Source organism: Candidatus Xianfuyuplasma coldseepsis (assembly GCF_014023125.1).
Lineage (GTDB): Bacteria > Bacillota_I > Bacilli_A > Izemoplasmatales > Izemoplasmataceae > Xianfuyuplasma > Xianfuyuplasma coldseepsis.
In genome coordinates this window covers 1,886,476-1,908,576 of record NZ_CP048914.1, presented here as the reverse complement: position 1 = coordinate 1,908,576, position 22,101 = coordinate 1,886,476, and the positions used below count along the sequence as shown (strand labels likewise).

At 38.1% G+C, this 22,101-nt stretch carries 20 protein-coding genes; 17 read left to right on the top strand and 3 right to left on the bottom strand.

The features are described from left to right. Positions 1–111 precede the first annotated feature (111 nt). The 9 genes from G4Z02_RS09345 to lpdA all read left to right on the top strand — a co-directional run bounded on the left by G4Z02_RS09345 (position 112) and on the right by lpdA (position 11,161). Positions 112–1,299: an acetate kinase gene (locus G4Z02_RS09345; RefSeq protein ID WP_258878719.1), complete on the top strand. Its 1,188-nt coding sequence runs from the start codon at positions 112–114 to the stop codon at positions 1,297–1,299. A 39-nt stretch (positions 1,300–1,338) separates the two neighbouring features. Beyond that, a complete protein-coding gene (locus G4Z02_RS09340) occupies positions 1,339–1,992 on the top strand; it encodes a B3/B4 domain-containing protein (protein ID WP_258877755.1) in 654 nt (217 codons plus the stop codon). Between the two features lie 99 nt (positions 1,993–2,091). After that, positions 2,092–3,627 (top strand): HU family DNA-binding protein, encoded by a 1,536-nt coding sequence (locus G4Z02_RS09335; RefSeq protein WP_258877754.1) that lies wholly within the window; start codon positions 2,092–2,094, stop codon positions 3,625–3,627. Positions 3,628–3,718: 91 nt separating this feature from the next. Then, a complete protein-coding gene (gene lipA, locus G4Z02_RS09330) occupies positions 3,719–5,566 on the top strand; it encodes a bifunctional lipoate--protein ligase/lipoyl synthase (RefSeq protein WP_258877753.1) in 1,848 nt (615 codons plus the stop codon). Continuing rightward, positions 5,563–6,651: a glycine cleavage system aminomethyltransferase GcvT gene (gene gcvT / locus G4Z02_RS09325; protein WP_258877752.1), complete on the top strand. Its 1,089-nt coding sequence runs from the start codon at positions 5,563–5,565 to the stop codon at positions 6,649–6,651. Before lipA ends, gcvT begins: the two co-directional genes overlap by 4 nt. A 12-nt stretch (positions 6,652–6,663) precedes the next feature. Continuing rightward, the gene (gene gcvH / locus G4Z02_RS09320; RefSeq protein WP_258877751.1) at positions 6,664–7,041 is read left to right on the top strand and encodes a glycine cleavage system protein GcvH; all 378 of its coding nucleotides are present in this window, start codon (positions 6,664–6,666) and stop codon (positions 7,039–7,041) included. 9 nt (positions 7,042–7,050) lie between these two features. Beyond that, complete coding sequence (gcvPA, locus tag G4Z02_RS09315) at positions 7,051–8,379, top strand: aminomethyl-transferring glycine dehydrogenase subunit GcvPA (RefSeq protein WP_258877750.1); 1,329 nt, start codon at positions 7,051–7,053, stop codon at positions 8,377–8,379. Next, positions 8,376–9,821, top strand: coding sequence for an aminomethyl-transferring glycine dehydrogenase subunit GcvPB (gene gcvPB / locus G4Z02_RS09310; RefSeq protein ID WP_258877749.1), 1,446 nt, complete (start codon positions 8,376–8,378; stop codon positions 9,819–9,821). The genes gcvPA and gcvPB overlap by 4 nt, the downstream gene beginning before the upstream one ends. Continuing rightward, positions 9,818–11,161 carry a dihydrolipoyl dehydrogenase gene (gene lpdA, locus G4Z02_RS09305; protein ID WP_258877748.1) on the top strand — a complete coding sequence of 448 codons (1,344 nt, stop codon included), beginning with the start codon at positions 9,818–9,820 and terminating at the stop codon, positions 11,159–11,161. The genes gcvPB and lpdA overlap by 4 nt, the downstream gene beginning before the upstream one ends. Before the next feature lie 24 nt (positions 11,162–11,185). Here the strand turns inward: lpdA and G4Z02_RS09300 are convergent, their stop codons facing one another. From G4Z02_RS09300 to G4Z02_RS09290, 3 genes are all read right to left on the bottom strand, one after another. Further along, entirely contained in the window at positions 11,186–13,012 is a 1,827-nt protein-coding gene (locus tag G4Z02_RS09300; RefSeq protein WP_258877747.1) for a hypothetical protein, read from the bottom strand. 61 nt (positions 13,013–13,073) lie between these two features. Further along, positions 13,074–13,697, bottom strand: a complete 624-nt coding sequence (locus tag G4Z02_RS09295; RefSeq protein ID WP_258877746.1) for a PilW family protein — start codon at positions 13,695–13,697, stop codon at positions 13,074–13,076. Positions 13,698–13,709: 12 nt separating this feature from the next. Next, the gene (locus G4Z02_RS09290) at positions 13,710–14,294 is read right to left on the bottom strand and encodes a type II secretion system protein (RefSeq protein WP_258877745.1); all 585 of its coding nucleotides are present in this window, start codon (positions 14,292–14,294) and stop codon (positions 13,710–13,712) included. Between the two features lie 169 nt (positions 14,295–14,463). Between G4Z02_RS09290 and G4Z02_RS09285 the strand changes: the two genes are divergently transcribed. The 8 genes from G4Z02_RS09285 (at position 14,464) to G4Z02_RS09250 (ending at position 22,098) form a co-directional block, all read left to right on the top strand. Next, positions 14,464–15,633 carry a hypothetical protein gene (locus G4Z02_RS09285; RefSeq protein WP_258877744.1) on the top strand — a complete coding sequence of 390 codons (1,170 nt, stop codon included), beginning with the start codon at positions 14,464–14,466 and terminating at the stop codon, positions 15,631–15,633. A 20-nt stretch (positions 15,634–15,653) separates the two neighbouring features. Then, on the top strand, positions 15,654–17,342 hold the full coding sequence (locus tag G4Z02_RS09280; protein ID WP_258877743.1) for a GspE/PulE family protein: 1,689 nt from the start codon (positions 15,654–15,656) through the stop codon (positions 17,340–17,342). 10 nt (positions 17,343–17,352) lie between these two features. Further along, a complete protein-coding gene (locus tag G4Z02_RS09275; protein ID WP_258877742.1) occupies positions 17,353–18,573 on the top strand; it encodes a type II secretion system F family protein in 1,221 nt (406 codons plus the stop codon). 137 nt (positions 18,574–18,710) lie between these two features. Continuing rightward, complete coding sequence (locus G4Z02_RS09270; protein ID WP_258877741.1) at positions 18,711–19,148, top strand: prepilin-type N-terminal cleavage/methylation domain-containing protein; 438 nt, start codon at positions 18,711–18,713, stop codon at positions 19,146–19,148. A gap of 70 nt (positions 19,149–19,218) precedes the next feature. Continuing rightward, on the top strand, positions 19,219–19,983 hold the full coding sequence (locus tag G4Z02_RS09265) for a prepilin peptidase (protein WP_258877740.1): 765 nt from the start codon (positions 19,219–19,221) through the stop codon (positions 19,981–19,983). Between the two features lie 14 nt (positions 19,984–19,997). Then, complete coding sequence (gene pilM / locus G4Z02_RS09260) at positions 19,998–20,939, top strand: type IV pilus biogenesis protein PilM (RefSeq protein WP_258877739.1); 942 nt, start codon at positions 19,998–20,000, stop codon at positions 20,937–20,939. After that, positions 20,940–21,524 (top strand): hypothetical protein, encoded by a 585-nt coding sequence (locus G4Z02_RS09255; RefSeq protein ID WP_258877738.1) that lies wholly within the window; start codon positions 20,940–20,942, stop codon positions 21,522–21,524. It abuts the gene before it with no gap. After that, a complete protein-coding gene (locus tag G4Z02_RS09250) occupies positions 21,514–22,098 on the top strand; it encodes a hypothetical protein (RefSeq protein ID WP_258877737.1) in 585 nt (194 codons plus the stop codon). The genes G4Z02_RS09255 and G4Z02_RS09250 overlap by 11 nt, the downstream gene beginning before the upstream one ends. Positions 22,099–22,101: the final 3 nt, after the last annotated feature.

The following is a 22,101-nucleotide window of genomic DNA, read 5'->3' as shown; positions in this document are numbered from 1 at the left end:
TATAATTTCACATAGTTAGTGTGATTTATTGGATCGATATAATCAAGGTGATCAACAACATTGTTTGCCTCAAAGAATCACATATACATGAATTTATATAAATGGAGGTACATTATGAAAATTATTGCTGTGAATGCAGGGAGTTCATCGCTGAAATTTCAATTATTAGAAATGCCACAAGAAACGGTGCTAACATCTGGTATTGTAGAACGAATTGGAATCGAGAATTCCGTTATAAAAATCAAGATGAACGGTGAGAAGTTTGAAGAGAAAACGCCTGTTAAGGATCATAGCGTTGCTGTAAAACTATTATTACACAAACTGGTTGATTTAAACATTGTATCATCAATAGAAGACATAAATGGTGTTGGTCATCGTGTTGTTCATGGTGGTGAGAAATTTGCGAATAGTGTTGAAATTACAGAGGACGTTATTCAAGCGATTGAAGAAGTAAGTGATTTAGCACCGCTTCATAACCCCGCTAATCTTACAGGAATTCGCGCTTTTCAAGAAGCGTTACCACATATCAAGGGAGTAGCGGTATTTGATACCGCCTTTCATCAAACAATGAAGGAAGAAGAATACTTGTATGGTGTACCCTATGATTGGTATACAAAATATAGCGTTCGAAAATATGGATTTCATGGAACAAGTCATCGATTTGTTGCCGAACGTGCCGCACAACTATTGAACAAACCACTAGAAGATACAAAAATAATTGTCTTGCATCTAGGGAATGGTGCTAGTATATGCGCTGTAGATGGTGGAAAAAGTGTCGATACATCCATGGGCTTTACACCACTTGCGGGAATCCTGATGGGGACTCGTTCAGGTGATATCGACCCAGCTATTGTGGAGTTTATCGCAAAAAAAGAAAATCTCGATGTCTCAGAAGTTGTTAACATTTTAAATAAGCAATCAGGATATCTCGGAATCTCAAATAACTCAAGCGATTCACGCGATTTATGGACAGCAGCTCATAAAGGGGACAAACAAAGTCTGTTAGCTGTTAAAAAACAAGTCAAAATGATTAGTGATTACGTGGCTGCTTACTTTGTTACAATGGGTGGTTGTGATGCCATATGTTTCACGGCTGGTGTTGGAGAAAATGCAATCTTTACCCGCCAATTGATTGCGAAACGATTACGACCACTAGGCGTTCACATTGATGAGGAACGTAACTTTGTTCGTGGAGTCGAGAAACTAATATCGACCGATGACTCACCAATTAAGCTATTTTTACTTCCAACAAATGAAGAAGTCATGATTGCTCGTGATACATTACGCTTATCCAAATAGAAAGTTTGAATACTTTCTTTTTTGTACCAGGAGGTGCGTATGAAAATAACAATTGATTCATCAATTCAGACAAAAGTACCACAGTTTCATGTGGCCGTTTTAATTGCGAATGTGACGGTTGACAGTCGTTCTGAACTTAACCAAATTGTACACGACTACGAATCATCCATATCCTCACAATATGACATTTCTGATGTTGTGAATCTTCCGATTATCAAAGAAGGTCGCGATGCCTACAAAGCCTTTGGTAAAGACCCTTCAAGGTATCGGTTAGCAGTAGAAAGTCTCTATCGTCGGATTGTGAAAGGCAATGCTTTGTATCGAATCAATAATGTGGTAGATCTAGGTAATGTTCTTTCGTTGCATACACGTAAAAGTGTTGCTGTTTTGGACTATCATCAGATCAAAGGAGATGTAGTAATCCGTCTAGGAACATCCAATGATGAATATTACGGAATAGGTCGTGGAAAGTTAAATATTGAACATATTCCTCTATACGAAGATGAAATTGGACCATTTGGTTCGACCACTAGTGATACAGACCGAACAAAAATAACGATGAAAACATCCAAGATTTTGCTATTTATAATCTCGTTTACTGGCACACAATCTCTCCAAGAGGAACTTGATTTTGCAGCTGATATTTATTCAAAATATGCGGATGCAACAATAGTTGAACAGCGAATAATTTAACCACTTAGAGCCACCGAGAATTAAAAAATGGTCAACATTTGACCATTTTTGTTTGCTTTTTTAATTTTCATAGGGTACAATGACTATTGAGGTGATATGATGTCTAAAACACAAATCTTCTATGAAAAATTCATGAAAATAGCATTCATATTTAGTGCGATTTTTTTCATCCTATTCTTAATTGACTTATTCTTTGGAATGCTACTTGGGAAAATTGACTGTCAAGCAGTGAATACATTTGTCTGTATTCGTGATGATGCCCCATTTTTCCGTTTTTCATTACTTCCATTATTTTTTGGTACTATAATATTTCTTATCACCGGTCGCGTCTTCTATGAATTTGCGCATAAAGAATCGAAGTTATTATCCGTATCGGAATACCGCCGTTCACTAGAACAAGAAACGGTCGAAATTACCGAAATATCACGTGAAGAACTGTACGCGAAACTACGCCAAGGAAAACAATCACACAACCCAAACAATGAAACTATCCTCCAATCTGTACAACGCTCATTAAATGATTTTTGGTCTACTATTGGTGACTTTTTTGTATCCCTCAAAGATAAAGTTTTCGAAGCATTTGACAACCAAAAATCAAAACGTGAACAACGCCGTGAAATGAAACAAGAAATGGCACAAATCGAGCAGCATGAAATTGAAAGAGAAGCACTCAAAGAACACAAGCAACGTGCTGATAAACTAAATAAAACGGAGCTGGTTATCCTTTTATCAAAACAAACAGGACTTAGTCAAAATGATGCTCGATCGTTTGTCAATGCATTCTTAGAAACAATCAAGGAAACAGTGGTCGAAGATGATGTTGTTAAAATTGCAAATTTCGGTCGTTTCTCGAAAGTTCATATTGATGAACACGATGAATATGATGCTACAGTAGATGCGATGGTTCATGTAGAGGCACACAACACTGTAGAGTTCCAACCATTCAAACAGTTTTTGGACGCTTTTGGTATCGAAACAGATCTGGTTGATGATGATGGTGAAGAACCGGTAGTCGCTCCTGAAATTGAACCAAAAGAAGAACCAGTTGTCGAAGAAGTCATAGCTGAAGAACCAGCACCAGAATCAACTCCAGAACCTGTTGTTGAGGACACAATAGAACCTAAAGAAGAACCTGAAGAAAAACCTGAGGAAGAACCTGAAGAAGAACCTGAAGAAGAACCTGAAGAAAAACCTGAGGAAGAACCTGAGGAAGAACTTGAGGAAGAACCTGAGGAAGAACCTGAGGAAGAACTTGAGGAAGAACCTGAGGAAGAAACTAAAGAGGAACCTAAAGAGGAAACTAAAGAGGAACCTAAACCAAAACCAAAGAAACCCAAAAAAGCTAAAATTGTTACCAAAACAAAAAAAGACTTTATTGAACTGATGGAAGAAACAACTGATTTAAGTAAAAATAAGGCCAACAAGTTTTTAAAATACTTTGCTGAAGTTGTAAAAGAAGCTTTGGCTAATCGAGATGAGGTAGAATTGCCTGGATTAGGATTCTTTACCACAATCGAAATGCCAGAAAAAGAGGCTGTAAATCCACAAACAAATGAGAAGATTATTGTACCTGCACATCACCAGGTTCGATTCCGGTTTGATGACGTTTTCAAAGACGATGTAAACGAAGAATAAACAGAGGTATTTACCTCTGTTTTTTTTGTGCGGAAAACGCTTGTATTCAATAATTTATATGGTATCATAATGGTAGAAAGATGGTGGTTAAATGCTGTATATTGATACAACGGAGAATACGATTCATACATGTGCTTTTTACTTTGGGCTTGAAGAGTATTTAATCAAAGATTTTTCACATGATCAAGACGTTTTCTTACTATGGACTGTAGATCCTACGGTTATGATTGGTCGTCATCAAGTTACAAGTGTTGAATTGGATCAGGAATATGTAGATACTAACCATATTCAGGTCGTTCGACGGAATAGTGGTGGGGGAGCTGTGTATACGGACCCTGGGTGTTTTCAGTTTTCGTTCATTACTAAAAAAAAGAATCATCCTGATATTTTTAAGACGCACGTAAATCATATTATTAATGCGTTGCACAAGGTGCAAATTAATGCCGAATTTACTGGTCGTAATGATATTTTGGTTAACGGTCGTAAATTTAGCGGCAACGCTGAATATATATATAAGGATAAGCTAGTCGTTCATGGTACGATATTATTTGATTCAAATATGGAACATTTAATCGGGGCATTAACGCCGGACAAATCCAAATTAACAAAACATGCGATTTCCAGTGTCGAGAGTCGTGTTATCAATATTGGTACAATTACTGATTTGACAAAGGATGAACTGTATCAACATCTGGTACAGGAGATTGCGACAGAATCCATGCCGTTACGAGAGCTGGATCTTGATCGTATACACCAATATGAGCAGAAATTTCATACCGATGAATGGAATTATGGAAAGAATCCCAAGTTTTCATTCGAAAGGACGATGAAATTTGATTCAGGTAATTACACTGTGCATATCGATGTCAAACACAATCATGTGCAACAATTGAGAATCACTGGAGATTTTTTCAGTCTACAGAATGTTCGTGAGTTTGAAATGGCATTTCGTGATGTTGCGTTTACTCGTCAAGCATTTGTAGATGTTACGAAGCAACATAGAGTTCGATTGTATTTTCATGGATTAAAACGAGGTGAATTTCTCGAACTAATTTTTGGGAAAAGAACGAAAAAGCAAAAGGAAAAACCAGATTACTTGAAAGTCGATTTAAAAGATTTAAACCGTCAGACAAAGAAAATTAGAGCATTGCTTGAACAGCATAATTTACATACGGTTTGCCAGGAAGCTAGTTGTCCCAATCAGATGGAGTGTTTTAGTCATAAAACGGCAACATTTATGATTCTCGGTACAAGGTGTACCCGAAATTGTGCATTTTGTGATGTTGCTCAAGGACGACCTCTGGCAGTGGATAAAGAAGAACCGAATAATATATTACGAGCGGTAAAATTAATGAAACTACAGCACGTTGTGATTACCTCCGTGACAAGGGATGATTTACGTGGTGATTATGGAAGTAGTCATTTTGTTGACGTCATTAAAACCATTCAGCAAGGCGCACCCGATACGACCATTGAGGTTTTGGTACCAGATTTTATGGGAGATTATGTATCAATTAAACGCGTTGTTGATGCAAAACCGGATGTCATTAATCATAATGTAGAGACGATTGAACGGATTTATCCTGGATTTCGTGATCGTGCCAATTATCAGCGTAGTCTAACATTACTCAAGCGCGTGAAAGAAATTGATTCGAGTATCTTAACCAAATCAGGGATTATGCTTGGAATTGGTGAGACCAAAGAAGAAGTGATTTCGTTAATGAAAGACTTACGAGCAGTTGGTTGTGATATTTTGACGATTGGCCAATACTTGCAACCATCGAAAAATCATCGTGAAGTCGATGAGTATATATCGCTAGAGACATTTGCCGATTACAAAGATATTGGTAAACAGTTGGGATTCCAGTTTGTTGCTTCAGGACCAATGGTTCGAAGTAGCTATGAAGCACATAAACAATTCAAAGGAGAGTCGGAATGAAACAAACAGCGCTGTATCAGAAACACATAGATTTAGGTGCTAAAATGGTTGACTTTGCAGGATGGGAAATGCCCATTTCCTATACTTCTATTACCGAAGAGCATGGATATGTTCGTGAAAAATGTGGACTATTTGATGTATCGCATATGGGCGAAATATGTGTTCGTGGTAAGGAAGCATTGCACCTTGTTGATTACATTTTTACCAATGATGTAGCAGCAATGGATGATCATCAGGTGTTATATGGGATGATGTGTTATCCCGATGGTGGTGTTGTCGATGATTTGCTGGTGTATCGCTTTGCTGAAGATCACTTTTTACTGGTCGTTAATGCATCAAACGTAGATAAAGATTATGCTTGGGTATTGGAGCAAAATCATTTTGATTGTCGTGTCACCAATGAATCGGATAATTTTAGTGAAGTTGCGTTACAAGGTCCGTTAGCGCAACATGTGTTGCAAAAACTTACGCAATACGACTTGAATCAAATTACCTTTTTTACATCCCAAATGATACCCATTGATGGAATGACATTCTTGGTATCTCGAACCGGATATACGGGAGAAGATGGATTTGAAATCTATGGTGCCCATCAAGATATTGAGTTGATTTGGGAACAATTGCTAGTTACAGGGGGCAATCAAATTGCTCCGATTGGCCTTGGTGCCCGGGATACATTACGATTTGAAGTGGCTTTACCGCTTTATGGTAATGAACTAAGCCCTACCATTACTCCACTTGAGGCTGGATTATCCTTTGCGGTTAAATTGGATCGTCAAGACTTCATCGGCCGTGATGCATTAGTACAACAACAAGAACAAGGAACGTTGCGACGACTATGTGGATTAACCATGATGGATAAAGGAATATTGCGACATGGATACGAGGTATATCACGAGGATACGGTGGTTGGTGTTGTTACCACGGGATACAAGTCCCCAAGTACAAATGAAACCGTTGCATTGGCCCTGATTGATCGTCCTTATGATAAACGGGGAACAAAATTAACGGTTGATATTCGTGGAAAACGAAAAAGTGTTGTTGTCAGAACGAAAAAGTTTTATAATAAAAACTATAAGAAATAGAGGAGGACAAAAATGAGCAAAATTGTAAAAGGATTGTATTATACGAACACCCATGAATGGGTAAAAGTGGAAGATGGATTTGCGTATATCGGGATTACGGATTACGCCCAAGAAAGTCTCGGAGAAATTGTGTTTGTAGAACTTCCTGAAGAAGAGACAACCATCGAAGCAGGAGAAGAATTTAGCGCGATTGAGAGTGTTAAAGCTGCAAGTGATGTTATTTCACCACTTACTGGAACCATCGTTGTTGTCAACGATGATTTGGAAGATAGTCCTGAATTGATTAATGAAGATCCTTATGAAAATTGGATTGTAAAACTGGATTTTGAAGACGAAACAGAATTAAACGATTTATTATCAGCTGAAGAATACGAAGACATTTGCGAGTAGGAGGCACCTATGTTTAAATATCTGCCCCATACCAAGCTAGATATTGAACAAATGCTACAAGTTATTGGTGTTTCTGACATCAATGACTTGTTTCTTGAAATACCTGATTCTTTAAAAGGCTTGGATTTGGATGTACCACAGTCTCATAGTGAATTAGAAATCTATCAACGGTTTGAAGAACTGGCACAAAAAAATAATGTGCTCATCCCATTTGTTGGTGCTGGTGCATATGATCATTACACACCAAGTATTCTTCGTCATCTTGTCGAACGACAAGAATTTTTGACGTCGTATACACCATATCAACCGGAGATATCGCAGGGGACTTTGCAGTATATATTTGAGTTTCAGAGTGTCATTACAGAACTAACAAAAATGGATGTCTCCAATGCATCGATGTACGATGGTGCTACAGCTACTGCGGAAGCGATGTTTATGGCAACAAATGCCAAAAAACGCTCACAGATCCTCGTATCAAAAACTGTCAATCCAAACATCATTAATGTCATCAATACCTATGCGCATTATCGTGGGTTAAAGGTCGAATTTGTGGCAATGAAAAATGGTGTTACTGATGTGGATGATTTCACCCAGAAAAATAGTAAAGAATATGCAGGAATCATTGTGCAAAGTCCAAACATGTATGGCATCATTGAAGATCTTACACCCTATCGTGCCATCTTGGATGAAACCAAAGGTTTGTTCATAGTGAATAGTGATATCAGCAGTTTATCCATCTTAAAAGCACCCGGTGAATTTGGTGCTGACATTGCCGTAGGAGATTGTCAGAGTCTTGGCGTTCCACTATCATTTGGTGGACCATATATTGGCTATTTAGCAACGACTACTAAACTTATGCGGAAAATGCCAGGTCGAATCTGTGGTGTCACAACCGATAGTGATGGAAAACGTGCTTTTGTTTTAACATTGCAAGCGCGTGAACAACATATTCGTCGGGAAAAAGCCAACTCGAACATCTGTTCCAATCAAAGTTTACTAGCATTATTTGTTACCATATACGCAACCGTTATGGGAAAACAAGGAATCCGTGAAGCGCAACAAAAATCGGTTAATGCAACGCATTATCTTGCGAATCAACTGGAACAAAAAACATCCTTTAAAGGTGTTTTTAAACAGCCGTTCTTCAAAGATGTCGTTCTCCGTTCAAGTGTTGATCCAACGGTCCTAGAAGACGTCTGTTTTGATGCTGGTTTTGTTGGACCTTTGGCCTTAGAGCGTTTGGATTCCTCCATGAAAGACCTCTATTTGTTTAGTGCAACAGAAAAACGAAGCAAAGCCGATATTGATCGCTTTGTGACAGTATTGGAGGGATTATGATGTATTACGATAAATTGATATTTGATTTATCCACTCCAGAGAGAAAAGGATATAGTCTACCAAATTATGACATTCCTGAACATAAAATTAATCCGGGATTATGTCGTGAAGACGATTTGTTGTTACCGGAAGTAAGCGAACTGGAAACATTGCGCCATTATACCAATGTTAGTTTTAAAAACTTTGGGATCGAAAAAGGATTTTATCCCCTTGGATCATGTACGATGAAATACAACCCGAAAATCAATCAAGATATCAGTAATCTCCCAGCGTTTCATCTGCATCCCTATCAACCGATTAAATCCGTTCAGGGAAACTTGGAAATCTACTATGAAACGCAGCGAATTCTATCGGAATTAAGTGGACTGGATGAGTTTACTTTAAATCCATACGCGGGTGCTCATGGTGAACTCGTTGGCCTGATGATTATGAAGAAATATCATCATGATCGTGGTGATTTTAAACGGACGAAAGTCATTGTGCCCGACAGTGCTCATGGAACCAATCCAGCAAGTGCTGCCGTTGCCGGTTTCGATATTATTGAAGTAAAATCCAATGTAGATGGTACTGTTCACATTGAGGATTTGGAAACGGTTCTTAGTGACGAAATCGCAGGAATCATGCTTACCAATCCAAATACCGTCGGAATTTTTGAAAAAGATATTTTAGAAATATCCCGTTTGGTACATGAAGCGGGTGGCTTGTTATATTACGATGGAGCAAACTTGAATCCAATACTTGGAGTTGCTCGTCCTGGTGATATGGGCTTTGACATTATGCACATCAATCTCCACAAAACGTTCTCGACACCACACGGTGGTGGCGGACCAGGTAGTGGACCGGTTGGCGTCAAAGAATTTCTACGTCCGTATTTACCGAAACCGGTTGTCGTGAAAACCGTAAATGGCTTTGACATCGAGATGGATAATGACACAACCATTGGCCAAATATCCCATTTCTACGGGAATTTTGGTGTCGTAATCAAAGCATATACCTATTTACTAACCGTTGGCAAAGAACATTTTGAATACGTTGGAAAACTGTCTGTACTCAACGCGAATTACATCAAGGAATCATTGAAAGATGTATATGAACTTCCCATTGAATCGGTTTGTAAACATGAATTTGTCTTCAATGGTCTTCGTGATAAAACACAGCATGTAACAACGCTTGATATTGCGAAACGACTACTTGATTACGATGTTCATCCACCAACGATTTATTTCCCACTCGTCATCAAAGAAGCGTTGATGATTGAACCACCCGAAACCGAAAGCAAACAAACAGTTGATCACTTCATCAATGTGATGCGGACAGTTGCTGAAGAAGCCAGAACGAATCCAGAATTGGTGAAAGGAGCACCGTATACTACAGTAGTAAAACGTCTAGATGAAGCAAAAGCTGCACGCCAACCTATTGTAAAATATCGGGATCTCCTATGAGAGATGTCGTCATTATCGGTGCTGGTCCAGGTGGATTTGATACTGCCATATTTGCCAAAGAACATGGATTGGATGTTGTCTTAGTAGAAGAAAATATCGTCGGTGGTACATGCTTAAATTGGGGTTGCATTCCGACAAAAGCGTTATATCATAACGCCAAACAAATCGCCCAGGTGAAAGAAGCAGATACCTTTGGTATTCATATACAATCCATGAATATTGATTATGATGTAATCAAAGAACGAAAAGAATCCATTGTATCCCATCAAGTGAACAATATCGAAACATCATTGAAACGACTTGGTGTGGAACTGATTCAGGGTACAGCAACAATCAAGGATGCAAATACTGTCGTTGTTAATGGTACAGAACTCGCTACGAAACACATCATTATTGCAACGGGTTCGTCCGTCCGTAAGTTTCCGTTCAAGGGAGACACATTAATGATTATTCATGATTCCAAAGATCTTCTTGATTTACATGAATTCCCTAAACGTTTGCTGGTCGTCGGAGCCGGCGTCATTGGATGTGAAATGGCATCAATCTTTCAACATTTTGATGCCGAAGTGACACTCGTCGAGTATCAAAAAGAGATCTTACCACCACTTGATCAAGACATACAAAAACGCGCACGAAATCTCTTTAAACGCAAAGGTCTTACGATTCATACATCTGCAACACTGGACGAAATACGTCAAGTGGATGATGAGTATGTGGCATTTGTCAAGACCAAAAAAGGAATCGTTGAGATTCCTACGGATTATGTGTTACTCGCAACGGGACGACAGCCCAATTTTGGCGGAATAAACCTTGAACAACTCGGGATTGATTATCAGGCTTCGGGAATTGTCGTGAATGACAATAAACAAACATCAATTGATAACATCTATGCTATTGGTGATGTGAACGGTGAATTGATGCTCGCCCATAAGGCAACGTATGACGGGTACAAGGCGATTAGTCATATGTTAAATCAACCAATGGATATCAATTTTGATTTGGTACCAAGTGTTGTCTTTAGTTTCCCTGAAATAGCTTCTATAGGTAAAACCGAAGAAGATCTTCAAGGAACAACCTATCACAAAAGCAAATACATGTATAAAACCAATGCGAAAGCACAATGTATGAATGAAACCGATGGTTTTATTAAGATGCTTGCTAATGAGGAGAACGTCCTCGTTGGATGTCATATCATTGGTGCTCATGCGGCAGATCTCATTCATGAAGTGGGATCATTAATGTATACCAAGATATCAATTGATTCGTATCGGAATATCATTCATGCCCATCCAACACTATCGGAGATAATCGGAGAATGTATCAAAGGATTTGAGCATTAAAAAAGACCATTTCTGGTCTTTTTTTTAGTTGTTATAATAGACTTCTGTACGTTCGTATGACCCTTCTTCGGTTTCTTGAACCAATACGGTTTCAAAATCGGGAAGTTCAACAAATTTTGAACCTAAACTAGCTTCATTTACAGGGTCGAAATCAAAGGTGAAATAATTATTCTTAATGGTAACTGTTCCATTGGAACGTACGTACCCATTAAATGAGTTGACGACGATTCCGCGAATCGGATTACCGGATTCGTCTTCCATTGGGATTTCATTACCGCTGTTACCTTTTGCAGCAGCATATAGTACACCATTTATTTCCACAACATTATTCACTGCATCAATATAGATGGATTCTTCGGTATAGACAAACCAGTTGAAGATATTGGAGTTGGTGTTGTTTCCATGTGTTTCAAACAAAGACGTGACCATTATGTTGTCCATTCCATAAAGTGAAAACTTATGATCGGTTCCACCACTATCAACAAAACCTTCTCCTTCATTGAATTCGATGAAGGTTTGTCCAGTGACATAGAAACCACCAGAAACAGTAACATCATCACCGGTGAAGTACAGGTCACCTAAAACGACAATCATTCCTGTAATGTCAATCGCACCAACGTTATCAATGGTAAGATCGCCCCATACAATCATTGTTTCGGTGTTTGTCACGTCAAAGTTAGTGATGGTGAAATCTTCACTAATGGTTAAATTTCCATTGTAGATTCCCGCAGTGTTTAATACCGTCACACTATTTGCTGGATCAAAAGAAGAGAATGTATTCAATCGAGCATAGGGATCACTTGGTGCTGTTTCGATGGTACCATAGGTTTTACAAGTACCATTTGGTTTGTATTCAATACAGGTATAGGTGGATACCGCATCGCCGGCATTGTCATTGTAGATGACGGATCCGATGGTTGATATTGTCATCGAGTCCGTAACCGTGCGATCTTCGGTAGGACCACTCAATTGAACATATTCAATTAATTGATCTTCAAGGGCATAATCACTAAAGAAGTTTGCAATCACCATATCGGCATTAATGTTTCCAGTTTCTAAGGAGTTTGGTTCAATTTCAACGTTTAAGAACTCTGATTCCTCTAAAACAAAATTATCATTTACGGTTGCGCCAAGGGTATAACAATCGGGTTCACAGTAGTAGAAGGCCTCGCGGTAATAGGTGTCTGCTTGACTACCATTCCCATTAAAGTCGGGATAGACCCCTGAAGCAGCTGGTGTTTTGGCAGGCGCTGCTAATCCTTCGTTAATATACGGTGCGACATTGGTGAATACAATTCGATCTCCAAACAGGTTTGGATTCCGCAAATAACCACTATTAAGGATTAAATCACCATTGGTTGCCATCTGGAATAAATAAGGATCAATTGATTCTGTGTAAGTTTGGCCTTTGGAGGCAAAGGAATACATCCGCATGTAACTATTGCCGTCATTATAGATATAGGTAAATCGAGTTGCGATGGCATCGATACCATCATAATCGGTATAATCACCATTTAAATCGGTCGAATTACTAACGTCTTCCACTAAAATGCCGTAATCGTTATAACCGCTACCATCAACGTAGGTGCTGTAGTAACCAGCGACATCAAAGGTATTGGAATTGAGATATAGTTCAAAATCATAAATAGACTGTTTTAACAATCCTTCACCGAGAAGGTCCGCATCAATTGATTCTAATTTTACTTTTGTTGTGACAAATTGATTCACGGTTAATTGGGCAATACCAGCAAGTGATAAACTTAATATAACCATGCTGATAAACGCAGAAGCTAAAATATTTCCGCGCTGATTATGTGATCTGTGAAACAATTGTTTGAGAAGTCGTATCATAGGAACCCTCCTCTCATGATATATTATAAGATATATCTGTGGATATTGTATGAATAATACATTAAATGATGATTCTTGTGGTAAAGTCGTACACCTCTTGTAATATACCATTTAATTCAACGGCAAGTGATAATTCTAACTCGATATACCCATCCCCACAAATGCGATCGGCGCGAGCCGCATATACATCGGTACAAGTAGCTGGATCTGGGCTGACGTTTTCATAATAAGTTGGGGTTATATCACTGGCAGTTAAGACTTTTAGATTGGTTGCATGCAGTACGGTTGTAGAACCATTCGCGTATTCATAGGTAATCGTTTGGGCGGTTCGATCCAAATATAGGTATTCTGTTTCTGCGGTTGAAACATCAAAATCAAGTGCCCCAGCATTTAAAGTCCAATCGTATTCATGGAAGAAGGAGACGGTTACTGTCGTCCCATCATCTGTAACTTCAAATCGGTGTGGTTGAAGACTCGCGAGATTTTTACGAATGACATCCGAAATCAATAGACTTTGGTTTGTTACAAAGTTTTCGTACTCGTATTCACGACGAACCGTGACATTCATAACAATCAGTTGCATTAACATCATTAACACAATCGATCCGATAGCCATGGCGATAAGCAATTCAATAATGGTTAAACCAGCTTGGCGTTTATTGGCTTTTGTTAATTGTTTTTTCATCGACACACCACCCTAGTTTAATGGCGGATCTTCATCCGCTACAATTCCGACGTTAACCAATATTAAATCGGGGTCATCAAAATAATCCAACCAGATGACGGCCCAAAATAGACTGTCAATTGGTGCATCGTTTGCGGCGATCACATCGGCATCCAATGCGACGACATTACGCACATCAATTGGGAGTGACGTATCATTGACTACCTCATCATACGCTCCATATTCAAAAATATATAATTTGAATTCTGTTGCATCAAAGGTTAGATTTTGTGACTGCATTTCAAAAATGCTTTCACAAATCGCAATATCATTTGCTCCACCAAACTCAGTAGAACAGGTATTTACATCTAATGTAAGGTAATTATCTGGGTCGACACCAACTTCGGGAACAGCAAGGGCTAATTGTGAATAGTCAATTTTATCAATTGCGTACAAGGCACCTTCTGCGACAGAAGCAGCAATTCGTTGTGTTAATGCTTGTCGGTTAATTTCGAGTGAGTTTGTAAACGAGATGAGCAAGGGAACCAGTATTACCGAGAAAATAACTAAAACAGCCATTAGTTCCAATATGGAAAATCCTTTTTGATTCATTTTCATCGGGCATACTCACCTCCATTTTCTATATCATATAAATTATATCATAACACGTTTACAAAAGCAAAATCGTTAATAAAAATTTAATATTTGAAGGTTTTTTTAGTTTTTTTTGTAAATCTAGTCAATATATTGTATAATGATTTTGAAAGTATGTAAGTGGGGTGACTATATGAACTCTCAATTTCGGAATAGCAACTTTGGTTTTATATTATATACCGCAATAGTGACCATCATGGTTTTGGCCACTGGTTTTGTGATATGGTATATGACCGTTGGGTATCGCGTTGGCACCTTTGGGCCAGACACACGACTGGGTAGTGTCTATATTGGTGGTTTAACCGAACCAGAAGTAATTCCATTACTCGATGAACGAATTGATTACTGGTACAGTGATGACACAATTAGGTTCCAATTAACATATCAAGATTATGTGTATTATTTTGATCGTGATTTAATATTATTTGATTTGGAACTGTCTACTTATAAATTAACCGATGGAATCACCAATGAACTTGTTGCGAAATATCAAACAGAAGATTTGGAAATGATTCGTGCTGAAATTTCCGCATTGCCGTTTTTACAAGATGTATTACCATATATAGATATAAATATTATTATTGATGATGTATTGAGCGATGCAGAGTTAATGCGTTCGTATTCCAATAAACATGTGGAAGATTACCTTGGTGAAGCAACGGAACTGGTTGTTGAGTTGGGAAGTAGTCCATTCCGCGTTCCAGAAGGAGTCCAAATTGACAGCGTTATAACCGATATTATTGAACTTTATCCGGAAACAAATGGTCAGATTTTTGTTCCTGAAAAAACATTATTTGACATTACTAGTGTTTTAGGAAGTTCATTAAATGATCAAGAGTTAACAATGTTATCATCGGCAATGTTAGCTACCATATTAGATACGAATTTCATCATCAATGAGGTTCACTATGAACCGGATATTGATTTTACGATGTATACCATTGATACGTATCCATACTTTGGTCGGAATACCGTTATTACCCGGATTGTTGATGAGAGTTTTTCGTTCTACAATCCGAATGAGTTTTCGTATTACTTCACGGTTGAAAAGACCGATGATTTCAATGGCGAGTTGAAGCTCTATGGTGTGCCATTTGAGTACGATATCGAAGCAAATATACTAAAAACAGAAATTCCATATATTACACAATCAACCAATAATGTAAACTATTTACAAATTGGATACAATGGCGTTATCATCGACGTGGAACGAGTAATCACCGATGTCTATGGTAATGTAGAAAAAGATAATATTCTATTTGAATTTTACCCACCAATTAATCGAATAATATTTGAACCGTAAGAAGTTTAGGGAGTGGTAACATGGCAAGAAATGTTCAAAAGCGACTTGGGGATGTTCTATTTGAACAAGGAGTTGTAACCGAGAAACAAATTAACGAAGCCCTCCGCAAACGGGAAAAAGGGGAAAAAATCGGAGAAGCATTGATTCGTTTTGGTTTCTGTAATGACTCACAAATCGTCGATGCACTAGAAGCCTCGTTGGGTATCCGACGAGTTAATTTGCAATTGTTATATATTGATGAAAGTGTATTAAAACTACTCGACGAAGAATTTGTAACAAAATCACGTATTATGCCAATCAATATTCACGGACGTCGGATTGTCATTGCAACCAACGACCCACTTGATTTTCCAACGATTGAGAACGTTCGTCTTCGAACCGGAATGAACGTGGAAACCGTATTGGCTACTCAAAATGATATCGATACTGCAATTGCACGATATTATGGATTTACCAAAACCTTAAAATCACTTGGTATCGAAGTCAAAGAAAAGAAAAAAGAAGACGAAAAATTCTATGAAGAATTATTACAAGATACCGAAGGAGATTCCAATGAATCACCGATTATCCAACTAGTAAATCAAATTTTACTCACCGCAGTAAAAAGTGAAGCATCCGATATTCATATCGATCCGAGTGATATTGAGTTTAAAATCCGATATCGGATTGATGGTGTTCTTGGAACAGAGCGAACCTTACCGAAGGTTATTTTATCGAAGTTAATCTCACGGATCAAAGTTATGTCCCATATGGATATTACCGAAACGAGATTACCGCAAGATGGTCGGATTAAAACCATTATCGAAGGTCGTCCTATCGATCTTCGGATTTCAACATTACCTACCATTCGCGGTGAAAAAGCAGTTATGCGTGTTCTAGACTTATCGCGTGACAGTAAAGGTCTCGATCGGTTAGGACTCGACCCACAAGAACGAACTGTATTTGAAAAACTGATTCATCGACCCAACGGAATTGTCTTGGTTAGTGGACCTACTGGTAGTGGGAAAACAACAACATTATACGCTTCACTCGATCAGTTAAATGCTGATGATGTCAACATTATCACCGTTGAAGATCCTGTGGAAATTGAACTGGAAGGAATTAACCAGGTTAACGTTAACCCGGATATCGATTTTACCTTCGCAAACGCATTGCGATCGATTTTACGTCAAGACCCCAACATCATCATGGTCGGGGAGATTCGTGATAGTGAAACAGCGGAAATCGCCGTTAAGGCCTCACTCACAGGACACTTAGTATTGTCGACCATCCATACCAACAGTGCGGTAAAAACAATAACCCGTCTTATTGACATGGGTATTGATGCCTTCCTGGTTGCCTCCTCTCTCAGTGGGGTTGTCGCACAACGGTTACTCCGTGTTGTTTGTCCTCACTGTAGTACCGTGGATAAACCCACCAAAACTGAGCAAGAAGTATTTGAGCGGAATGGAGTAAAAATAGATAAAATGAAACGCGCTCACGGTTGTGAAATCTGTAATAATAAAGGATATAAAGGACGTACCGCAATTTTTGAAATCCTCGATGTTAATGAAACCATTATTCGGATGATTTCAAATGATGCACGGGAATATGAAATATTAGAACAAGCCCGAAAAGATGGGACCAATTTATTAATTGAAGCTGGTTTGAAAAAAGTCCAAGAGGGCGTTACAACATTAGAAGAGGTTATGCGAATTAGCTTAGATTAGGAGTGATTCGATGCAAATATTCGATTATCGATATCGCGCACGACGATTACGAGATGGCAAAGTCGTAAAGGGAATTACTGAAGCTCCAAACAAAGCTATGGTCAGTAAATTCCTTCAAGAACAAGGTCTCAAACCGATTGAAATTTATACCAAAAAAAGCATCATGGGACAAATGTCTCGGATTAGTTTTGGTAAAGTTCTAAAAGAACGAGACCTGATTTTTTACTTGCGACAACTGCATTCATTGTTAAAAGCAGGTGTCAAACTAAATGAAGCAAGTGAAATCTTAGCAACACAACAAACGAATAAACTGATTCGTCGGATTTTTTACGGGATCTATTTTGAAGTGAATAGTGGGACATCTTTGGCGGATGCGTATAAAGAATATCCTGCAGATTTTCCCGATATCTTGGTATCGATGATTCGTGTTGGAGAACAGACTGGGAATTTGAAAAGCGCTCTTGAAGACGTCGTACGGTATTTTGAAACCCAATATCGGATCAAGAACTCGATCCGACAAACGATGATGATGCCAATTATCTACTTGGTAATTGCGTTTGCTGTTGGTATCTTCATATTTACCGTGGTAATGCCTCAATTTGAAAGTATGTTTGCGACGTTAGGTGGTGACATGCCGGCGGTAACGGCACTATTCATCAAGGTTGGGAATTTTCTCGAGAAAAACGGAATTTTACTTGTTTTGGGGATGATCCTATTTGTGATAGCGTTTATCGTCCTGAAGAAACGATCCACAAAATTTCAGCGTTTCTTATCCTATATGTCCATCAAATTTCCCATATTGGGTAGTGTTACAAAATTGAATAATTTATCGCGGATAGCGGCTACATTATCGCAATTATTAAATAGTAAAGTACCATTACAAGAGTGTTTGGCAACAACCTATGAAGTAGTAAGCAATCGTATATATCGCGATTTGATTATTCAAGCCCAAAAAAATGTCAATGAAGGGGAATACATGTCGCAAGCATTTGAGAACCATTATGCGGTGGAAGTCGTATTCACCCGAATGATTAGTGTAGGGGAACAAACCGGTGATTTGGGTCGAATGTTGGCAAGCTTATCCACCTTCTACGATGAAGACAGTGTTGTGAAAATCGACCGCGTTCGAAAATTACTGGAACCCGTAATGATGTTAGTAATCTTTAGTTTGGTTGTTGTAATGTTGCTTGCAATAATGTTACCAAGCCTTTCATACTCAACTGCAATGTAATAATAAAAATATATGAATCTTAAATAAATCTTAAATACGGAATTAATATTTGATACAATATTGACATTGACCATTATTAATGCTATAGTGAATACAGAAGTATTTGGATATAGAAAAAAAGCGAATTAGGAGGAAAAATGATGAATAATAAAGGTGTAACATTAATTGAGTTATTAATCGTAATCGTAGTAATTGGTATTATTAGTGCATTCGCTGTTCCTGCTGTAGGATCATTCTTAGAAACTGCACAACGCCAAGCTGTGTATCAAGATGCTGTAGCAGTACGTAATGCAGCTGCAAACTACTGTGCACAACCAACTGTAACATGTACATCAACTCAGGAGCTTACTATGACTGAATTGGCAACGTATCTTGATGGGTTTGACAAAACAAAATACGATGTTGATGATACTGGTACAGATGACTTAACCATTGCAACTGGTAATGGTAGTGGTGGATGGACAATTACACTTGAAGCTGTTGCAGTAAATCAAGGCGATTTCGAATGGGTTACTTCAACCGACCCAGTTAACGCTGACTCATCTACAACTTACGTAACAGAAGACGATAACTAAAAAAAGAGCTTAGCTCTTTTTTTTATTCCAATTATTGGTAAAATAATGTAAAATGATAACGGTGATTACAATGACATTAGAACTCTATTTATGGACAGGTTATATATTTATAATGGGATTATTTATGGGATCGTTTTTTAATGTTGTTGGGATTCGCGTTCCGGAAAAAATATCGCTTTTAGGACGAAGTAAATGTCCTGATTGTGGACACCAACTTGGAGTCCTCGAATTAATTCCCATCATCGGCTATATATTTTTAAGGGGTCGATGTAAAAATTGTAAATCGCATATTTCGGTCAAATATCCAATTATGGAATTTATAACGGGATTCTTATTCGCAATTTCATTTGTATTTTTACATGAAAATATGATAGAATATATATTAGTAATAGTGTTTATTTCATTACTAGTAATCGTATCGGTCTCCGATTTGTATTACCAGGTCGTTCCCGATGTCGTTTTACTTGTCTTTCTACCACTGTTACTTGGTCTTAGAATTGCGAGCCCGGTCATTGTATGGTACGAAGGAATTATTGGAGCGGTCATAGGCTTTGGCTTCATGTTTCTGATGTCGATTTACGGAAAGATACGTTTCCAAAAAGAAGCCCTTGGCGGTGGTGACATCAAACTCTATGGATTGATTGGTTTGGTTCTCGGATTTAATACGATATTTATCAGTGTGTTACTAGCGGGAGTGTATGGTTTGTTGTACTTCGCAATCCTGCGTCCCAAAAATCACTACATACCATTTGTTCCATTTATTGCACTTGGTTCCATAACCGCGTACTTCGTGGGACCATATGTTAACGAATGGATTCTGAATATACTTGTATAAAAGGAGGGAAGATTATGGCACGATTATCCGTAAACTGTTTCTTTACTGACAATGAATTTAACTTCATTGAGAAACCGGATGGCTATAATATGAAGAAACTTAAGTATTCCAGTGTTAAATTGCCCCCTGGGACAATTGAAAACGGGATTATTTATCGTGAAGAAGCGCTTCTAAAAGTCATCAAGGATACATTTAAACTGTTTAAAATTAAAGCGCGTCGCGTCAATTTAATCGTCCATGAGGAATTGTTTACTTTCCGTACCATTGAGGTGCCCATCATCTATAAACCAAATGAAATTGGGAATTATATTGAATCACAAATCGGGAAAACGATTATGATTCCGTTTGATGATATGAAAATGGACTATGTGATTCATCGAAAAACCGAAGATTCCTACGATGTCATTATGTTTTATGCACCAAAACACGAGCTAAAGTCTTATGTCAATCTATTCTACGAGATGAATATGCAAGTGGTTCGGACGGATATTCCACCACTTTCATTGCATCGTTTGTTTTATTATCGTAAATACGAAGATTCTGAAATTCAATTTGAGAAAGATATCATGTTTCTCGCAATTTTCGATGACACCTACTCGATTTATATTTTTGACCAAGAGATTCCAATTTTCTCACTCGTTCAAAACTTAAATGTATCGCAATTAGAGGGGGAACGGTATTTAGAAGTTCTCGATCAAGAAATGTCTAAAATATCCAATTATTACAAGTACAATTTAAATGCTGGTGATGCATCCATTAGTAAAATTGTTTTGTTTAATATGTCAAGTAAATTCACAAACGATGAGATTCAACAATACTTCTACGAAGAAGGAGCAATTGTTCAAACAATTGTATTTGACATGAAGACGATTAGTAAAATTGTCGATACTTTAATCGATCGTGAATGCTATATCCCACTTGCGGCCAGTTTACCGGAAACAAAGGGGTTGTTCTAAATGGCGAAACGACATGTATACTCCAAAGATGCATCGGGGTATGGAGAATTTATTTATGTTGATCTGTTACCAGAGATAAGACGGGCTCGGCAATTTAATGTCAATGTTGTTGCGGCATTATTGTTTGCCATCATTCTTGGCTTCTTCTTGATTTATCAACCCTATCGTGATGGGACCTTCTTATTGGAAGAGCTTACGAGTGAAAACAATGACGCAAAACATGCGTACTTGTTGACTCAAGAAGAATTTTATGGGTATGAAATTGATATTGATGCCATTAACTTTGAAAACGACATCGAGACGATTTCCAAATTACGTGTGGATTTAAACAACAATATCGATACGATTCAACTAATAGTGGATGATAATAACGGTCGATTACAAAGTGTCTCCTATGATGCTTTAAACGATGAACTTGTTGTCAAAATTGGTCACATCGATGAGTTCCGCTTTAGTTCCATTAATAACCAAATATTAAACATTCCTTGGGTCGCTGATAGCACGTTTAAAACAGCTCCACCACTTGGTGACAGTTTACTCAATATCGGTACCTACACGATTGAGGTGAATTACGATGTTGAATAGACGCCTCAGTGATTACATCTTTTACGGATCGTTAGCAGCGATTCTGATCGGTGTTCTGTTACTTCGTGTATTAATAGTTGGAACGATGAATACCAACATCGAGAATCTTCGCCGTGACAATGCCAACTTAGCACTTCAAATCGATGCATTGGAAATCTTAGTACAAGAAAATAAAAACGTTCAGACAAGTCACTTGTATGAACTGTATGACATTATTCCCAATGTCTATTCCGAAATCGGACTGAAGTATAAGACTGCATCCATGCTTGAAGAACTAGGTGTTAACAAATCCGATGAGTTTGGTCGTTCAATCAACGTCTCAACGACTGTGAATCTCGGGAACGTTCCGACCTTCCAAGACTACGAGGAAGAGTATTTATTCGTTCAAGTAGAAGTTCAGTTCCAAACCGATGACACAACCATCGTAACCGACTTTATTGACAAACTATACAACAGCGAACAACTCTTTATTGTCAATCAAGTGGATTACACCGATACCACAGGTGAATACAGCATGGAAATGCGGATTACGTTCTTGGCTGTATATGACGTAGAATTAATAGAAGAGAGCTAAAAA

Bases quoted from the DNA above. Each gene is read 5' to 3' on its own strand.
- G4Z02_RS09340 (WP_258877755.1), top strand. From the start codon at position 1,339: ATGAAAATAACAATTGATTCATCAATTCAGACAAAAGTACCACAGTTT.
- G4Z02_RS09335 (WP_258877754.1), top strand. From the start codon at position 2,092: ATGTCTAAAACACAAATCTTCTATGAAAAATTCATGAAAATAGCATTC.
- lipA (WP_258877753.1), top strand. From the start codon at position 3,719: ATGCTGTATATTGATACAACGGAGAATACGATTCATACATGTGCTTTT.
- gcvT (WP_258877752.1), top strand. From the start codon at position 5,563: ATGAAACAAACAGCGCTGTATCAGAAACACATAGATTTAGGTGCTAAA.
- gcvH (WP_258877751.1), top strand. From the start codon at position 6,664: ATGAGCAAAATTGTAAAAGGATTGTATTATACGAACACCCATGAATGG.
- gcvPA (WP_258877750.1), top strand. From the start codon at position 7,051: ATGTTTAAATATCTGCCCCATACCAAGCTAGATATTGAACAAATGCTA.
- gcvPB (WP_258877749.1), top strand. From the start codon at position 8,376: ATGATGTATTACGATAAATTGATATTTGATTTATCCACTCCAGAGAGA.
- lpdA (WP_258877748.1), top strand. From the start codon at position 9,818: ATGAGAGATGTCGTCATTATCGGTGCTGGTCCAGGTGGATTTGATACT.
- G4Z02_RS09300 (WP_258877747.1), bottom strand. From the start codon at position 13,012: ATGATACGACTTCTCAAACAATTGTTTCACAGATCACATAATCAGCGC.
- G4Z02_RS09295 (WP_258877746.1), bottom strand. From the start codon at position 13,697: ATGAAAAAACAATTAACAAAAGCCAATAAACGCCAAGCTGGTTTAACC.
- G4Z02_RS09290 (WP_258877745.1), bottom strand. From the start codon at position 14,294: ATGAAAATGAATCAAAAAGGATTTTCCATATTGGAACTAATGGCTGTT.
- G4Z02_RS09285 (WP_258877744.1), top strand. From the start codon at position 14,464: ATGAACTCTCAATTTCGGAATAGCAACTTTGGTTTTATATTATATACC.
- G4Z02_RS09280 (WP_258877743.1), top strand. From the start codon at position 15,654: ATGGCAAGAAATGTTCAAAAGCGACTTGGGGATGTTCTATTTGAACAA.
- G4Z02_RS09275 (WP_258877742.1), top strand. From the start codon at position 17,353: ATGCAAATATTCGATTATCGATATCGCGCACGACGATTACGAGATGGC.
- G4Z02_RS09270 (WP_258877741.1), top strand. From the start codon at position 18,711: ATGATGAATAATAAAGGTGTAACATTAATTGAGTTATTAATCGTAATC.
- G4Z02_RS09265 (WP_258877740.1), top strand. From the start codon at position 19,219: ATGACATTAGAACTCTATTTATGGACAGGTTATATATTTATAATGGGA.
- pilM (WP_258877739.1), top strand. From the start codon at position 19,998: ATGGCACGATTATCCGTAAACTGTTTCTTTACTGACAATGAATTTAAC.
- G4Z02_RS09255 (WP_258877738.1), top strand. From the start codon at position 20,940: ATGGCGAAACGACATGTATACTCCAAAGATGCATCGGGGTATGGAGAA.
- G4Z02_RS09250 (WP_258877737.1), top strand. From the start codon at position 21,514: ATGTTGAATAGACGCCTCAGTGATTACATCTTTTACGGATCGTTAGCA.